This is a genomic window from Rhodanobacter caeni, from assembly GCF_039523575.1.
Taxonomy (GTDB): Bacteria; Pseudomonadota; Gammaproteobacteria; order Xanthomonadales; family Rhodanobacteraceae; genus Rhodanobacter; species Rhodanobacter caeni.
Genome location: NZ_BAAAFO010000004.1, coordinates 1 through 14,509, shown reverse-complemented (window position 1 = coordinate 14,509; position 14,509 = coordinate 1). Strand labels below are relative to the sequence as shown.

The following is a 14,509-nucleotide window of genomic DNA, read 5'->3' as shown; positions in this document are numbered from 1 at the left end:
GAATCGGCCGGAGCCGACCGGTTCCGCGGGGGGAGCGCGTGGCAGGCCGGCCCATGCATGTTCGACCGGATCGCCGCGCGTGCCGCGGCGGATGCCTTCACAGGGAACGTACCAGGGGAAAATCGATGTCTCATCGCTTCGTGCGGACCGCGCTGTCCGCGTTTTGCCTGCTGCTGCCTGCCGCCGCGGCAGCGACCGACCTGATTCCGGTCGAGGATTTCGCCCGTCACGCGCTGCTGTCCATGCCGACACTCTCGCCGGACGGCAAGCACCTGGCGGTAAACATGAACGCCATCGACGGCGATTCGCACATGTTGGCGGTCTACGACGTGGGCGACATGAGCCGCCCGATAAGCATGCTGCGGCTGCCCAGATACGAGCTCGCGACCGGCATCACCTGGGTGAGCAATACCCGGCTGGTGGTTGAGAAGGGCAAGCAATTCGGTTCCATCGACAAGCCGAAAAGCACCGGCGAGATCCTCGCCACCGATATCGACGGCAAACACCAGGATTACCTGTACGGTTTCGAAAGCACGTTCGGCACGCGGGCGGCGACGCGCGGCACCGACCGCGGCTGGGGCTTTGTCGACGGGCTGCCCACGCCCGCCAATGGCCACTTCTACATGGCCACGCAGAGCTGGGACAACAACGACTACAGCACGCTGTACGACGTCGACGCGACCGCCAATACCCGAAAGCTGATCGGCAAGATCGGCGTCGGCGGATTGGGCTTCATGGTGGGCGCCGCGGGACGGGCCATCTATGCGTACGGCCGCAACGAGCAGTGGGATTATGTCGTCTATCGCCAGGGCCCCCATGGTTGGGTGCAGTTGAGCCCGGCCACGATCGGTGGCAGCTTCACCCCGCTTTTTCCCGCCCCTGACGGCAAGCGCGTCTACGCCAAATACGATGCCGGCGGCGGGCCGCTCTCGCTGGTGGAGCAGGACGAGGACGGCGGCAACCGCAAGACGCTCGCCAGCGACGCCTTCAGCGACATCGGAAACATCCAGTGGACGGCGCTGCCCTACCGGCCATTCGCCACCACGCCCGCCACCGGGCTGCCGATGGTCAGCTATATCGACCCCACCTCACCGGAGGCGAAGCTGCATCAGGCATTGAGCCTGAAATTCCCCGGCAAGCTGGTCGATTTCATCAACTACAGCGAGGACGGCGGCAAGCTGCTGTTCTCGGTGCGCAGCGACCGCGACCCTGGGACGTATTTCCTGATCGATACCCACGTCTACAAGGTAACCCGGCTGTTCGACGTGGCGCCGTGGATCGATCCGGCAAAGATGGCCGAGCGACGTCCGCTGCACTTCCGGACCGACGACGGTGTCGAGCTGGATGCCATCCTGACCATTCCCAACGGCGTCAGCCTGCACGACCTGCCGATGGTTCTGCTTCCGCACGGCGGCCCGGTCGGCGTGCAGGACGACTGGTTCTACGACAACGACGCCCAGTTCCTGGCCAATCGCGGCTATCTCGTGCTGCAGGTGAACTACCGCAGTTCAGGCGGCCGCGGCGCGGATTTCCGGGAGGCCGGCTACCTGAAGTGGGGTACCCGCATCCAGCAGGATCTGATCGACGGCGTGAAGTGGGCGATCGCCGAGAACTATGCCGACCCCCAGCGCATTTGCGTCTACGGCGGCAGTTTTGGCGGTTATTCGGCCATGATGACCACGATCCGCGCACCGGGCATGTTCAAGTGCGCCGTGGGCTACGCCGGCATCTACGACCTGGCCATGATGTACAAGAAGGGCGACATCAAGAGCGACGAGTCCGGCCGCAACTACCTCAACACGGTCATCGGCAAGGACGATGCCGACCTTGCCGCCAACTCCCCCGACAAGCTGGCCGACCGGATCGACGTGCCGGTGCTGCTGATCCACGGCGAGGACGACCAGCGCGCACCGTTCGCGCAGGCCAAGGCGATGCGCGCCGCACTGGATGCCGCGCACAAGCCCTACGAATGGCTGAGCAAGCCGGGCGAAGGCCACGGGTTCTACGACGAGAAGAACAACATCGAGTTCTACAACCGCCTGCAGGCCTTCCTGGAAAAGCACATCGGCAAGGGCGCATGAGGGACACGCCCCGCCATGCGTCAGAGCAGTACCGGCCGATCCGGCAACTCGTCGGGGTTGCCGTGGTCGTCCCCGGCGGGGAAATGCCGCGCCAGCAAGGCGTGGGCGCTGGCGATGCCCTCAAGGCTGCCTTCGCGCCATGACCCCGCGGCATAGCAATGGCGGATGCGGGCGCAGATAGCGTCCCATTCGCCCGCACTGACCTTGGCGGCAATGCCGCGGTCGGCGACGATCTCGATACGGTGCTCGGCCATCAGCACGTAGAACAGCACGCCGCTGTTGAGCTCGGTATCCCACACGCGCAGCTGGGCGAACACCTGGCGGGCGCGGGTGGCGGCATCGAGCCCCGCCAGCACGTCCAGCGGCGCCAGCCGCGATTCCACCGCGAAACGGATCTCGCCCAGATGCGTGGCTTCACCGGCGGCAATGGCCGCGGCCATCTCGTCCAGCAGCGCGGCCGGAAAGCGCCGGCGCAACTGGAACCAGCTGCCGAACAGGTTTGCCCGCAGTCGCCGGAAAAGTCCCATCACCAGCTCCCCGACGATCCGCCGCCGCCGAAGCTGCCGCCACCGCCGCCAAAACCGCCACCACCGAAGCCGCCACCACCGCCGAACCCACCACCACCGAAGCCACCGAAGCCGCCCCAACCGCCGTGGCCGATCGAGCGCCCCGCGCTGCCGGGCAACAGCATCAGCAGGCCGCCGACGATGGCGCCGACGATGCCGGCGCCGAGCGAGATCAGCAGCCACAGCAAGCCGCCGATCACCACTGCGCCCACCGGCGCGCGCAACCATGAAGGCGCGCGCGACAACGCACCGCGCAGGAACAGGGCGGCAAACAAACCCATCATCAGCGCGCCCTGGATGCCGGAACCGGACCGCTCGCGTTCGCCGTTGCCGCGCACCGGCGGCGGCAGCGGTTCGCCATTGATGAGCTGGGTCAGCGCGCCGACCGCATCGTTGATGCCGCCGAAATAATCCCCGGTGCGGAACTTAGGCGCGATGTACTCGCGGATGATCCGCGCCGCGGCGGCGTCCGGGATGGCGCCTTCCAGCCCGTAGCCCACTTCGATGCGCACGCGACGGTCGTCCCTGGCCACCAGCAGCAGCACGCCGTCATCAGTGCCCTTGCGGCCGATCCTGTTGGCTTCGGCCACCGCCAGCGAATAGCTTTCGATGTCCTGCCCGCCGGTGCTGCGCACCATCAGCACCACCAGTTGCGCGCCCTTGGTGCGCTCCAGCGCCACCAGTTGTTGGTCGAGCTGGTCGACCTGGGCGGCGGTGAGCGTTCCGCTGAGATCGGTGACGTGGCGCTTCAGTTGCGGCACGGCATCGGCCGCCTGCAGCAGGAACGGCCACAGCAGCGCCAGCGCCAGCACGGCGCACCAGCGCGGCATGCGCGGGAAATCCATCAACGCGTGGCGGCGGGCGCGGGCGTCGTGCTGCCGAAATCCACCGTGGGCGCGGTGGAGATCACCTTCTCGTTGTCCACGCTGAAGTTGGGCTTGACCTTGTAGCCGAACATCCTGGCGGTGAGGTTGTTGGGGAAGGTGCGGATCATGCCGTTGTATTGCTGCACCGCCTGCACGTAGCGGTTGCGCGCCACGGTGACGCGGTTCTCGGTGCCTTCCAGCTGCGCCTGCAGGTTCTGGAACAGGCCGTTGGCCTTCAGCTCGGGGTAGTTCTCGCTGACCACCATCAGGCGCGACAGCGCGCTGCCCAGCTCGCCTTGGGCCGCCTGGAACTGTTGAATCTTCTGCGGGTCGTCCAGCGAATCGGCGTTGACCTGCAGGCTGCCGACCTTGGCGCGCGCCTGCGTCACCTCGGTGAACACCTTTTCCTCGTGCTGCGCGTAGCCCTTGACCGTGTTGACCAGGTTGGGCACCAGGTCGGCGCGGCGCTGGTACTGGTTGAGCACTTCGGACCAGGCGGCCTTGACCGCCTCGTCCTGTTTCTGGATGGCGTTGTAGCCGCAACCGGTGAGGCTGAAAGCCAGCAGCAGCAACACGAGAGGGCGCAGGAGTTTCATGGGGAGGGGGCTCCGATCGGTCGAGGCGCCATTGCAGCATTACCGCCAGGCCCGCGCAAATCCGGGCGCGCGTCGCCCAGGGCGGCAATCGAGGACATGCGCACGCGGTGGCCTGGCCAGCCGTTGGCATCAGGCTCCTGCCAGCCACGCACGATCGCACGGACGCGGGTACCCGATGCGGTGAGCTGTGCTTGGGTCCAGCCACCGGTGGAGCGGGTGCCGGGTACCAGCGCGGCGGCACCTTCGGCCTTGTCGGTGATGCTCCAGTTGACGTTGCTGATGCGGTTGGCCCGGAGGAAGGCCATCCACGCGCGGGTTTCCTCCTCGGCCACCGCGCCGTTGCCATCGGCGTTCACCGTGCCCCACTCCGTCACGAACAGCGGCACACCGTTGTCCAGTGCAGTCTGTGCCTTGTCCCGCAGGGCCTGGCCATGGGTGCCGGCGTAGAAATGCAGGGCGTAGGCGATGTTGGGGTAGCCGGTGATGGGGTCAGCCGCCGCCACGTCCACATCCTGCGACCAGTGCGGCGTGCCCACCACGATCAGGTTGTCCGGGTCGATCGCGCGGATGGCGGCGATCACGGCTTGGGCGTAGGGCTTGAGCGTATCGCGCCACGACACGTCCAGCGGCTCGTTGCAGATCTCGTAGATCACGTTGTCGCGATCGCCATAGCGGCGCGCCATGTCCTGGAAAAACGCGATCGCCTGCACGCGGTACCGCTCGGCATGATGCGAGTGCCAGTCGATGATCACGTACATGTCGTTGGCGATGGCCGCATCCACCACGGTGACGACGCGCTGCCTGTTCGACGCATCGGCCTGATAGCCGCCGGGCGCGTCCACGCCCATGGCGGCGCGCACGATGCCGGCGTTCCAGTCCTTTTTCAGCCACGCCACGGCCTGGGCGTTGTAGAAGCGCTCGCCACCCCAGCCGGTGTTGCTCCAGAAGAAGCTGCTGCCCGACACGCTGCCCGGCTGGCCATCGATCAGCACCTGGTTGCCGCGCGTGGACAGCGGCGCTACGGCGCCCTGCGCGGCAGGGGAAAGCAGCAACCACAGGGCGCAGGCGAGCACGCCGAGTGCCCCGCGCAGTAGCGGATTTTCGCAAGCCATGTTGTCTCCCCTTTTTGCGGTGCAGCGCCCCCGCGCCGCACGAGACGCCTCAGCCGAGAAAGCGCGGGCCGAGCACCAGCGCCCAGCTCAGCACCACCAGCATCATCAGCACGAATACGGCCGCCGAGCCCATGTCCTTGGCGCGGCCGGCAAGCTCGTGGATCTCCGGGCAGACCTTGTCCACCACCGCCTCGATCGCCGAATTGAGCAACTCGGCCGAAAGCACCAGCAGCGGCGGGCCGACCAGCGCCAGCTTCTCCAGCGGCCCGTGCCCCAACCACAGGCCCAGCGGCACCACCACGATCGCCAGGCAGGCCTCCAGCCGGAACGAGGCCTCGTGCCGCCATGCCGCTTTCAGGCCTTTCATCGACCAGCGAAAGGCGTTCCAGACCTGCCGCGGGCCGCGAAAACCTTCAGCAGCCATGCGCGGCAACCTCGCGGCGCGATCGACCATCGGGGAGCGGCGGCCGCAGGGCCTCGCGGCAAAAACCATGGAGCATGGCGGACGAAACTCTCGGTAAGGCGGCGATGGCGCCGAGCGCCGATGATGCCACAGCACGCCCGCCACAGGCATCGAAAACCCGGCCCAGTCGCCCACGATTTGCGGGCGCTGTCACGCCGCAGTGCAGCTAGCGCCCGTGGCGAAGTGGGTTACCCTCGCCCGGTTGTGGTGCGGGCCGGCCGCGCATGGCGCACGTGCCCGCCGCACCGTTGTTTTGAATCGTGTACGGAACCGTCAATGGCCACCAGCAATCCCCCCGTTTCGCAAACCCGCTCGTTCAGCACCGTTTTCCTGATCGAAATGTGGGAGCGATTCGGCTTCTACGGCATGCAGGTGCTGATGGTCACCTACATGGTGAAGCGGCTGGGCTTCGTCGACAGCAAGGCCAACCTGGTGTGGGGCGCGGCCGCGGCGTTGATCTACGCCACGCCGGCGATCGGCGGCTGGGTCGGCGACAAGCTCATCGGCACCCGCCGCACCATGCTGCTGGGCGCGGTGGTGCTGGCCCTGGGTTACGCGATGTTGTGGATTCCGTCGGGCAGCGAATTCCTGCTGTATTGCTCGCTGGGCGTGATCATCGTGGGCAACGGCTTCTTCAAGCCCAATGCCGGCAACCTGGTGCGCAAGATCTACGAGGGTGACGACACCAAGATCGACAGCGCATTCACCATCTACTACATGGCGGTCAACATCGGCTCCACCATCTCGATGCTGCTGACGCCGTGGATTCGCGATCACGTGGGCGCCAGATACGGCGACGCCTGGGGCTGGCATACCGCGTTCGGCGTGTGCGCGATCGGCCTGGTGCTGGGGTTGCTGAACTACTCGCTGATGCATCGCACGCTGGCGCACGTGGGCGCGCCGGCGGACAGCCAGCCGGTGAACGTGAAGCGCCTGGGCGGCCTGCTGGCCGCCGGCGCGGCGATGGTGTTCGTCGCCGCGTTCATCCTGCAGAGCGAACTGGTGGCGCGGGTGTGCGTGTACGCCGCGGGCGTGGCGATCCTGGGTATCTTCATCCACCTGATCCGCAGCAGCCTGCAGCACGAACGCGCCGGCCTGATCGCCGCCCTGGTGCTGACCGCGCAGACGATCTTCTTCTTCATCTTCTACCAGCAGATGTCCACCTCGCTGAACCTGTTCGCGCAGAAGAACGTGGATCTCTCGTTCGACCTGTTCGGCCTGCACCTGTTCAACTGGATTCCCGAGCAGTTCCAGTCGCTCAACGCGATCTGGATCGTGCTGCTGAGCCCGGTGCTGGTGCTGATCTACAACACGCTGGGCAAGGTCGGCAAGAATCCCGGCGTGGCGGTGAAATTCGCCTGGGGTTTCGCCGCGGTGGCGGCCGGATTCTTCATGTATGGCGTGGGCGCGCGGTTTGCGGTCAACGGCCAGATCTCGTCGTGGTTCATGGTGTGGGGCTACGGGCTGTATTCATTGGGCGAACTGCTGGTCAGCGGCCTGGGCCTGGCCATGATCGCCCGCTACGTTCCCGCGCGCATGGGCGGCTTCATGATGGGCGCGTACTACGTCGCCGTCGGCATTTCGCAGTACCTGGGCAGCGTGGTGGCGAACTTCGCCAGCATTCCGCAGCAGGTGGCCGACCCGACCGTGTCGCTGCCGATCTATACCCGGCTGTTCAACCAGCTTGGCGTGGCGGGCGTGTTCTGCACCGCGATCGCGCTGGCCATGCTGCCGCTGATGAAAAAGCTCTCGGCCAGCCACTCCGACGCGGCCACCAACAACGACCCGCTGCCGCCGGTGCACAGCGAAACCATCCCGCCCTCCTCCTGATTCCATGGCGAGCGCGCTGCCCATGCATCGACTGACCCAACGCGTCGGACCGTTCGCCCTCACACGCACGCTGGCGTGGTTGCGCCTGTGCGCCATCGCCGGGCAGTGCGTGGCGGTGCTGGTGTGCGCGTGGTGGATGCAACTGGCGATCCCGCTGTTGCCGCTGCTGATCGGCATCGGCTTGCTGGCGGTGTTCGCGGTGTTCGCGGCCTGGCGGCTGCGCCAGCCGTGGCCGGTGCGCCAGGCGGAAACCATCGGCCACATCGCCTTCGACACGCTGGTGCTCGGTTACCTGCTGTACTTCACCGGCGGCGCCAGCAACCCGTTCATCACCTTGCTGCTGGTGCCCATCGCGCTGTCCGCCGCGGCGTTGTCGGCGCGGGCGATCGCCACGGTATCCACGCTGGCCGGCATCGCCTACCTGGTGCTGCTGTACTGGCACGTGCCGCTGCCGACGGCGATGCACGAAAACGCCAGCGGCCGGTTTTCGCTGCACGTGGCAGGCATGGGCGTGAACTTCGTGATCAGCGCCCTGCTGCTGGGCTTTTTCATCAACCGGCTGGCGAACGTGTTGCGGTTGCAGCAGCAGGAAGTGCAGCGGGTGCGCGAGCGCGCCTTGCGCGACGAAGGCATCCTGGCCATCGCCACCCAGGCCGCCGGCGCCGCGCACGAGTTGAACACGCCGCTGTCGACCATGCGCACGCTGTTGCCGGAGCTGCGCCGCGAACACGCGGCCGACGCCCCGCTGATCGACGACCTGGCGCTGCTGGAAGGCCAGGTGGATCGCTGCCGCACCATCCTGCGCGAGATGGTGGCGTTCGGCCAGGCGCAGCTGTCGCAGGAGCCCGAGCATCTGAGCGTGGCGCAATTCATCCACGGCTGCCTGGAGCGTTTCCAGTTGCTGCGCCCCGAGGCGGACCTGACCGTGCAACTGGACAGCGCCACCGCGGACATCGTGCTGCGCACGCCGCCGGGCCTGCGCCACGCCTTGCTGAACCTGCTCAACAACGCCGCCGACGCGTCCGCGCTGCGCGATTCGCAGAAAGTGGAGCTGGACGTGCACCACGAGAACCAGTGGCTGCAGCTGAGCGTGCGCGATCACGGGCCGGGCTTCGTGGCAGGCGGGCAGCAGCTGGCACTGGGCATCTCGCAGAAACAGACCGGGCTGGGCATCGGGCTGGCGCTGGCCGAGGCCACGGCCGAGCGGCTCAACGGCGAACTCATCGCGGGCAACCACGGAAACGGGGCCGAGGTCTGCCTGCGCCTGCCGCTGGCGGTGATCGCCGGGACACCGTGACCGGTGACGGCGGCCACCGCATCCTCGCGCCCGCGGCCGGCATCCCTTCCCGCGCCGCACTTGCGGCAAAATGGCGGCACTGAATGGAGACCATGATGACCGAATCACCGAGCCCGCTGTCCGGCCGCCCGCTGCTGCTGGTCGACGATGACGCCACCTTCGTCCGCGTGCTGGCACGCGCCCTGGGCTCGCGCGGCTTCGAGGTCATCACCGCCACCAGCTTCGACGAGGCGCGGGCACTGGCGCGCCGCCATCATCCCCGCTATTGCGTGCTGGACCTGAAACTGGGCGAGGACAACGGCCTGCGGCTGATCCCCGAACTGCACACACTGGTGCCGGACATCCGCGTGCTGCTGCTGACCGGTTACGCCTCGATCGCCACCGCGGTGGAGGCGATCAAGCGCGGCGCCCACGACTACCTGGCCAAGCCGGTGGACGCCGACGCGGTGGTGCGCGCCCTGCTCGACGGCGACGCCGAAAGCGACGACAGCGAACTGCCCGACGCGCCGGAACAACCGCTGGCACTGCGCCGGCTGGAGTGGGAGCACATCCAGCGCGTGCTGACCGAATGCGACGGCAACATCTCCGAGACCGCCCGCCGCCTGGGCATGCACCGCCGCACCCTGCAGCGCAAGCTCAGCAAGCATCCGGTACGCGAGCGGCCCGACCGCGACGAGTAATCGCGCGGCCGTCGGTAGGAGCGCACCCTGTGCGCGAATGCTTTTTCGGGATTCGGGATTCGCGAAAGCAGAAGCATTCGCGCACAGGGTGCGCTCCTACAAAAGATGCGGGACGGGCACCTTTCGCCCTGCCAGCCCATCCCATCACGTCCGCGCGCCACTGCGACAACGCGCCATCTTTTGCGCGCGTGCCATCGGACTATCCTTGCAACCCTAGACCCCCATCCAGAGTCCCGCTTGAACGCCTTCCCGCTCGGTCTGTGCGCCGCCGCACTCGCGATCTCCACCAGTCCGGCGATGGCCAGCGGACCCGCCGTCGCCGCCACCACGCTGGCGCCGGTTTCGGTGCATGCCAGCGACACCCACGTGATGAGCGCCGAAAGCGTGCAGGTGCGGGTCGACCGGATCCAGTTGCAACGGCAGAACGTCAGCGACAGCGCCGACGCACTGAAATACGCGCCGAACATGATCGTGCGCAAACGCTATATCGGCGATCCCAACGCCGTCATCAGCGGTCGCAACACCGGCACCTTGCAGAGCGCGCGCAGCCTGCTCTATGCCGACGGCCTGCTGCTTTCCAACCTGATGACCAACGGCTGGGACGGCGCGCCGCGCTGGGGCATGGTGGCGCCGCAGGAGATCGGCGCGGTCGACATCCTGTACGGCCCGTACTCCGCGCTGTATCCGGGCAACTCGCTGGGCACCACCGTGCTGATCCACACCGTCCTGCCGAACCGGCTGATGGCCAGCGCCAGCGCGCAGTTCTTCAGCCAGGATTACCGCGACGCCTACGGTGCCGGCGGCCGCTACGACGGCCACCAGCTTTCCGCCACGCTGGGCAACCGGCAGGGCCGCTGGAGCTGGCTGGTGTCGGTGAACCGGCTCGACAACCACGGCCAACCCATGCAGTACGCCACCGCCCGCGCCGGTGGCGATGCCGCCGCCGCGGTGCCGGTAACGGGCGCGACGGCGGACCGCAACCCCAACGGTTCGCCGCGGCTGGTCTATGGCGCCAACACCATCGAGCACACGGTGCAGACGCAGGCCAAGCTGAAACTGGGCGTCAGCCTCACCGAGCACATCGATGCCCTGTTCACCCTCGGCTGGTGGCACAACCGCGCCGACGACCGCACGCGCAGCTTGATCCGCGATGGCGCGGGCGAGCTGGTCGACGAAGGCGTCATCAATGCCAACGGGCAGATCTGGACCCTGCCGCCCAGCGGTCTGGCACCTTCATCCGCCAGCGACTCCCACGCGCTCTACGGCATCGAGCTCAACGGCAAATTCAACAGCGGCTGGCGCTGGACGGCCGTCGCCAGCCACTACGATTTCCTGCGCTCGCAAAGCCGCAACGCGCTGACCCCGACCGGCGCGGCCGGCACGGTCGCCGACAAGGGCGGCTCGGGCTGGGACACCTTCGACCTGCGCAGCTCCGGTCCGCTGGGCGATCGGCACATGCTCTATGCAGGCATTCATGGCGATCGCTACCTGCTGGATTCGCGCGTGCGCAACAGCCGCCAGTGGTGGACCGGTGAAGCCGATGGCCCGCTGATCAGCACCTTCGCCGGCCGCACGCAGACGCGCGCAGCCTACCTGCAGGATGTGTGGAGCCTCGCGCCCGCCTGGGCGCTCACCGTGGGCGGCCGGCTGGAACAGTGGCGTGCCTACGGCGGCGTGCTGGGCAATGCCGACGGCAGCCTGCGTTACGCCGATCGCCAGGGCACCGATTTCTCGCCCAAGGCCTCGCTGGCCTGGGATTTCGCCACCGACTGGCAGTTGCGCCTGGCCTACGGCAAGGCGGTGCGCTACCCCACCGTGTCGGAGCTGTTCCAGGGTTCGATCGCCGCCAACGCCATCGTCAACAACAACCCCGCGCTGCGCCCCGAGCGCGACCAGTCCACCGACCTCACCCTGACCCGCCAGCTGGACAAGGGCCATTGGCGCCTCTCGCTGTACCAGGATCGCATCACCGATTCGCTCTACTCGCAAACCGACATCACCGTGACACCTACCGTCACCAGCGTGCAGAACATCGACCTGGTGCGCTCGCGCGGCATCGAGGGCGAGCTGGTGCTGACGGACGTCTGGACGTCCGGACTGGACATTTCCGCCAGCCTCGCATTGAACGATGCAAAGACCCTGCGTGACCGCCAGTTCCCGCGGGCCGAAGGCCACCATTTCCCACGCATCCCGAAGCTTCGCGCCAACCTGTTCGCCGATTACCGCTTTGCCGATGGCTGGGACGCGTCGCTGGGCGTGCGTCGCTCGGGCCGCCAGTACGGCTCGCTGGACAACAGCGATTTCGTGGACACCTACGGCGCGGTCAGCGCGTTCACCGTCGTCGACGCCAAGCTGAGCTGGAAATTCGCGCCGCAGTGGACCGCTTCACTGGGCGTGGACAACCTCACCGATACGCATTACTGGGTCTACCACCCCTACGCCGGCCGAACCTGGTTCGGCGAGGTGCGCTGGGAGTTGTGAATCAACGCTCCTCCCTGTTTTCAGGGGCGGGAGCAAAGCCACTGCGAGGGAACCTGATGCGCCATCTGCTAGCCATCCTGCTGTGCCTGCTCTCGCCGCTGGTCGTCGCGCACGACATGGGCCACATGGCGAAAGCGCCGGAACTGGGCGCCAGCGCCGCTTTCGACAGCCACGGCCGGCTGTGGGTGGTGGATGCACTGGACGGCCACGTGCGATTGCGCCATTCCGACGACGACGGCCGCCACTTGAGCGCGCCGACGCTGGTGAACACGCAGCCCGAACGCATCTACGCCGAAGGCGAAAACCGCCCCAAGCTGGCGTTCGGCCCGCACGACGAACTCTACGTGAGCTGGTCGCAGCCGCGCGCCATGCCATGGACCGGCTTCGTGCGGTTTGCCCGATCACTCGACGGCGGCGCACACTTCTCCGCGCCCATCACCGTGCACCACGACCGCGCCGAAATCACCCACCGCTTCGACGCGTTGGCGGTCGATGGAAAAGGCCGCATCGTGATCGCCTGGATCGACAAGCGTGACCTGCTGGACGCGGAAGCCGCCAAGAAGCCGTACCTTGGCGCAGCGGTGTACTACAGCTGGTCCGACGACGGTGGCGTCACCTTCGTTCCCGAACGCAAGCTGGTCGACCAGAGCTGCGAATGCTGCCGCATCGCGCTGGCAAGAACACCGCAAGGCGACGTCGCCGCGTTCTTCCGCAGCATCTATGGCGACAACATCCGCGACCACGCCTACGCCGTGCTGACCACGCAAGGGCCAGCCGCAACGGCCACGCGCGCCACCTTCAGCGACTGGCAGATCGCCGGCTGCCCGCATCATGGCCCGGGCCTGGCCATCGGCGCCGACGGCACCCGCCACGCGGTGTGGTACGAGGCGAAAACGCAACCCACGATCTGGTACGGCCAGCTCGATCCCGGCCACGCGCCCCGCCATCGCCTGGCCATCGCCACCGCCGGCGCCAGCCATGCCGACGTGGCGGTAAACGGCCACGATGTCTGGGTGGCGTGGAACCAGGTCAGCGCCACCGGCTACTCGCTGGCGCTGCGCCGTTCCACCGACAACGGCGCGCATTTCGGCCCCGCGCGCGACATCGCCCACAGCGCGGTCGCCGTAGGCTCGCCGCAACTGCTGCGGAAAAACGGGCACGTGTTCGTGGCATGGAATACCGCCGATGGCTTCCGCCTGGTCGCCACGGAGCCCGCGCCATGAAATACCTGCTTGGCTTCTTGCTGCTGTTGATCCCCGCCATCGCCAGCGCCGCCTCATTGCAACCGCTGGGCACCACCGACGTGCCCGCGCTGCTGCAACCGCCCGCCCACGGCGAGCGGATCATCGCGATCTGGGCACTGGACTGCGCCTATTGCGAACCCAACCTGGAAGCGCTGGCCACGCTGCAGCGCGCGCATCCGCAGTCAATTGAACTGATCACCGTGACCACCGACGACATCGCCCAGCGCCCGGCGATCGAAGCACGCCTGCGCCGCATGAAGATGGATACCTATCCCGCCCGCGCCTACGCCGAAGCCAGCCCCGAACGGATCAATTTCCTGCTCGACCCGACCTGGGGCGGGGAAACGCCGCGTGTCCTGGTGATCCGCGCCGACGGCAGCCGCACCGGCATCAGCGGCGCGTTGACGCCGGCGCAGTTGCAGAAGATTCGGTAGGTAGCGCGCGGGCGACTTCAGCCACGATGCTCCCGCTGTTTGTAGGAGCGCACCCTGTGCGCGCTGCCTTTGGCCCTTCGTAGGAGCGACTTCAGTCGCGACGCTTTTGGTTTGGTGTGGCCCAGAGCAAGAGCTTTCGATCGCCTGCGGCGCTCGAGTTACTTTCTCTTTGCGTGGCCACGCACGCGCAGGAAGCACGTGCGAACAGCGAAGCTGGCCCGAAGGGCGTAGGGCAGGATGCCCGGAGTAAAGAGAAAGTAACCAAAGAGAAGGCCACCCCGCTTGGCGCTTGCCGGGCTTCCTGCCCGGCAAGTCCGTGAGCCGGGGTCGGGCTTTTCGAGCGGGCTCGGGCAACCGCTCCTGCGTTGCCTCAACTCCGGCATCCATGCCGTCGCCTGCCCGCGCGAAAAGGCGAGTCCATCCATGGACTCGCCCGCTGCGCGGCCTGTCGACCCAACTCATCGCCGCACAGGGGCCCCGGGTAGAGCAGCGGGCCCTCCTGGCCCGCACTCGGGATGGAGCCAAGGCAAAGACAAAAACAAAGCAGAAGCAAAGCACCGCGCTTCTTCGCCAACCCTCAGCCGTTCTCCCTGAGCGTAGGCCGAAGGCCGAAGTCGAAGGGCTCCCGCCAACCGCACCCTTCGACTTCGCCGCTGCGCGGCTACGCTCAGGGCGATCGGAGGCAAGAGGAAGCACCGAAAGCCGCACGCCACCGCGCTCTCGCCGCGGCAACGCCGCGGCGCACCGAGTCCGCGCCACGATGGCGCGGCGCTCTTCCCGGGGCCCCTCTGCAGCGGCGGGCGGGCGGAGGATCAGCCCGCAGGGTGGCTTGCATGGATGCAAGCCAGTTTGGCGTCAG

12 protein-coding genes are annotated in these 14,509 nt (G+C 67.3%); 7 read left to right on the top strand and 5 right to left on the bottom strand.

Annotation, left to right across the window (positions count from 1 at the left end; all coding sequences use genetic code 11):
* The first annotated feature begins 125 nt into the window (after nt 1–125).
* Nucleotides 126–2,081, top strand: a complete 1,956-nt coding sequence (locus ABD017_RS12550; RefSeq protein ID WP_343883124.1) for an alpha/beta hydrolase family protein — start codon at nt 126–128, stop codon at nt 2,079–2,081.
* 20 nt (nt 2,082–2,101) lie between these two features.
* Here ABD017_RS12550 and ABD017_RS12545 read toward each other — a convergent pair whose 3' ends face one another.
* Genes ABD017_RS12545 through ABD017_RS12525 form a run of 5 tightly spaced genes read right to left on the bottom strand, consistent with a single transcriptional unit; the run spans nt 2,102 to nt 5,645 of the window.
* Nucleotides 2,102–2,608, bottom strand: a complete 507-nt coding sequence (locus ABD017_RS12545) for a TPM domain-containing protein (RefSeq protein WP_343883123.1) — start codon at nt 2,606–2,608, stop codon at nt 2,102–2,104.
* On the bottom strand, nt 2,608–3,477 hold the full coding sequence (locus tag ABD017_RS12540; protein ID WP_343883122.1) for a TPM domain-containing protein: 870 nt from the start codon (nt 3,475–3,477) through the stop codon (nt 2,608–2,610). The genes ABD017_RS12545 and ABD017_RS12540 overlap by 1 nt, the downstream gene beginning before the upstream one ends.
* 14 nt (nt 3,478–3,491) lie before the next feature.
* Entirely contained in the window at nt 3,492–4,109 is a 618-nt protein-coding gene (locus tag ABD017_RS12535; protein WP_343883121.1) for a LemA family protein, read from the bottom strand.
* Nucleotides 4,106–5,221 carry a glycoside hydrolase family 5 protein gene (locus tag ABD017_RS12530; RefSeq protein ID WP_343883120.1) on the bottom strand — a complete coding sequence of 372 codons (1,116 nt, stop codon included), beginning with the start codon at nt 5,219–5,221 and terminating at the stop codon, nt 4,106–4,108. The genes ABD017_RS12535 and ABD017_RS12530 overlap by 4 nt, the downstream gene beginning before the upstream one ends.
* 49 nt (nt 5,222–5,270) lie before the next feature.
* A complete protein-coding gene (locus tag ABD017_RS12525; RefSeq protein WP_343883119.1) occupies nt 5,271–5,645 on the bottom strand; it encodes a diacylglycerol kinase in 375 nt (124 codons plus the stop codon).
* A 315-nt stretch (nt 5,646–5,960) separates the two neighbouring features.
* Between ABD017_RS12525 and ABD017_RS12520 the strand changes: the two genes are divergently transcribed.
* From ABD017_RS12520 to ABD017_RS12495, 6 genes are all read left to right on the top strand, one after another.
* On the top strand, nt 5,961–7,514 hold the full coding sequence (locus tag ABD017_RS12520; protein ID WP_343883118.1) for a peptide MFS transporter: 1,554 nt from the start codon (nt 5,961–5,963) through the stop codon (nt 7,512–7,514).
* Nucleotides 7,515–7,536: 22 nt separating this feature from the next.
* Nucleotides 7,537–8,811, top strand: coding sequence for an ATP-binding protein (locus tag ABD017_RS12515; RefSeq protein ID WP_343883117.1), 1,275 nt, complete (start codon nt 7,537–7,539; stop codon nt 8,809–8,811).
* Nucleotides 8,812–8,906: 95 nt separating this feature from the next.
* A complete protein-coding gene (locus ABD017_RS12510; RefSeq protein ID WP_343883116.1) occupies nt 8,907–9,491 on the top strand; it encodes a response regulator transcription factor in 585 nt (194 codons plus the stop codon).
* A gap of 237 nt (nt 9,492–9,728) precedes the next feature.
* Nucleotides 9,729–11,972 (top strand): TonB-dependent receptor, encoded by a 2,244-nt coding sequence (locus ABD017_RS12505; protein WP_343883115.1) that lies wholly within the window; start codon nt 9,729–9,731, stop codon nt 11,970–11,972.
* Nucleotides 11,973–12,028: 56 nt separating this feature from the next.
* Nucleotides 12,029–13,195 carry a sialidase family protein gene (locus ABD017_RS12500; protein ID WP_343883114.1) on the top strand — a complete coding sequence of 389 codons (1,167 nt, stop codon included), beginning with the start codon at nt 12,029–12,031 and terminating at the stop codon, nt 13,193–13,195.
* Nucleotides 13,192–13,650 carry a thioredoxin domain-containing protein gene (locus tag ABD017_RS12495; RefSeq protein WP_343883113.1) on the top strand — a complete coding sequence of 153 codons (459 nt, stop codon included), beginning with the start codon at nt 13,192–13,194 and terminating at the stop codon, nt 13,648–13,650. Before ABD017_RS12500 ends, ABD017_RS12495 begins: the two co-directional genes overlap by 4 nt.
* Nucleotides 13,651–14,509 lie beyond the last annotated feature (859 nt).

Coding starts and splice junctions, on each gene's coding strand:
- ABD017_RS12550 (WP_343883124.1), top strand. CDS start 126: ATGTCTCATCGCTTCGTGCGGACCGCGCTGTCCGCGTTTTGCCTGCTG.
- ABD017_RS12545 (WP_343883123.1), bottom strand. CDS start 2,608: ATGGGACTTTTCCGGCGACTGCGGGCAAACCTGTTCGGCAGCTGGTTC.
- ABD017_RS12540 (WP_343883122.1), bottom strand. CDS start 3,477: ATGCCGCGCTGGTGCGCCGTGCTGGCGCTGGCGCTGCTGTGGCCGTTC.
- ABD017_RS12535 (WP_343883121.1), bottom strand. CDS start 4,109: ATGAAACTCCTGCGCCCTCTCGTGTTGCTGCTGCTGGCTTTCAGCCTC.
- ABD017_RS12530 (WP_343883120.1), bottom strand. CDS start 5,221: ATGGCTTGCGAAAATCCGCTACTGCGCGGGGCACTCGGCGTGCTCGCC.
- ABD017_RS12525 (WP_343883119.1), bottom strand. CDS start 5,645: ATGGCTGCTGAAGGTTTTCGCGGCCCGCGGCAGGTCTGGAACGCCTTT.
- ABD017_RS12520 (WP_343883118.1), top strand. CDS start 5,961: ATGGCCACCAGCAATCCCCCCGTTTCGCAAACCCGCTCGTTCAGCACC.
- ABD017_RS12515 (WP_343883117.1), top strand. CDS start 7,537: ATGCATCGACTGACCCAACGCGTCGGACCGTTCGCCCTCACACGCACG.
- ABD017_RS12510 (WP_343883116.1), top strand. CDS start 8,907: ATGACCGAATCACCGAGCCCGCTGTCCGGCCGCCCGCTGCTGCTGGTC.
- ABD017_RS12500 (WP_343883114.1), top strand. CDS start 12,029: ATGCGCCATCTGCTAGCCATCCTGCTGTGCCTGCTCTCGCCGCTGGTC.
- ABD017_RS12495 (WP_343883113.1), top strand. CDS start 13,192: ATGAAATACCTGCTTGGCTTCTTGCTGCTGTTGATCCCCGCCATCGCC.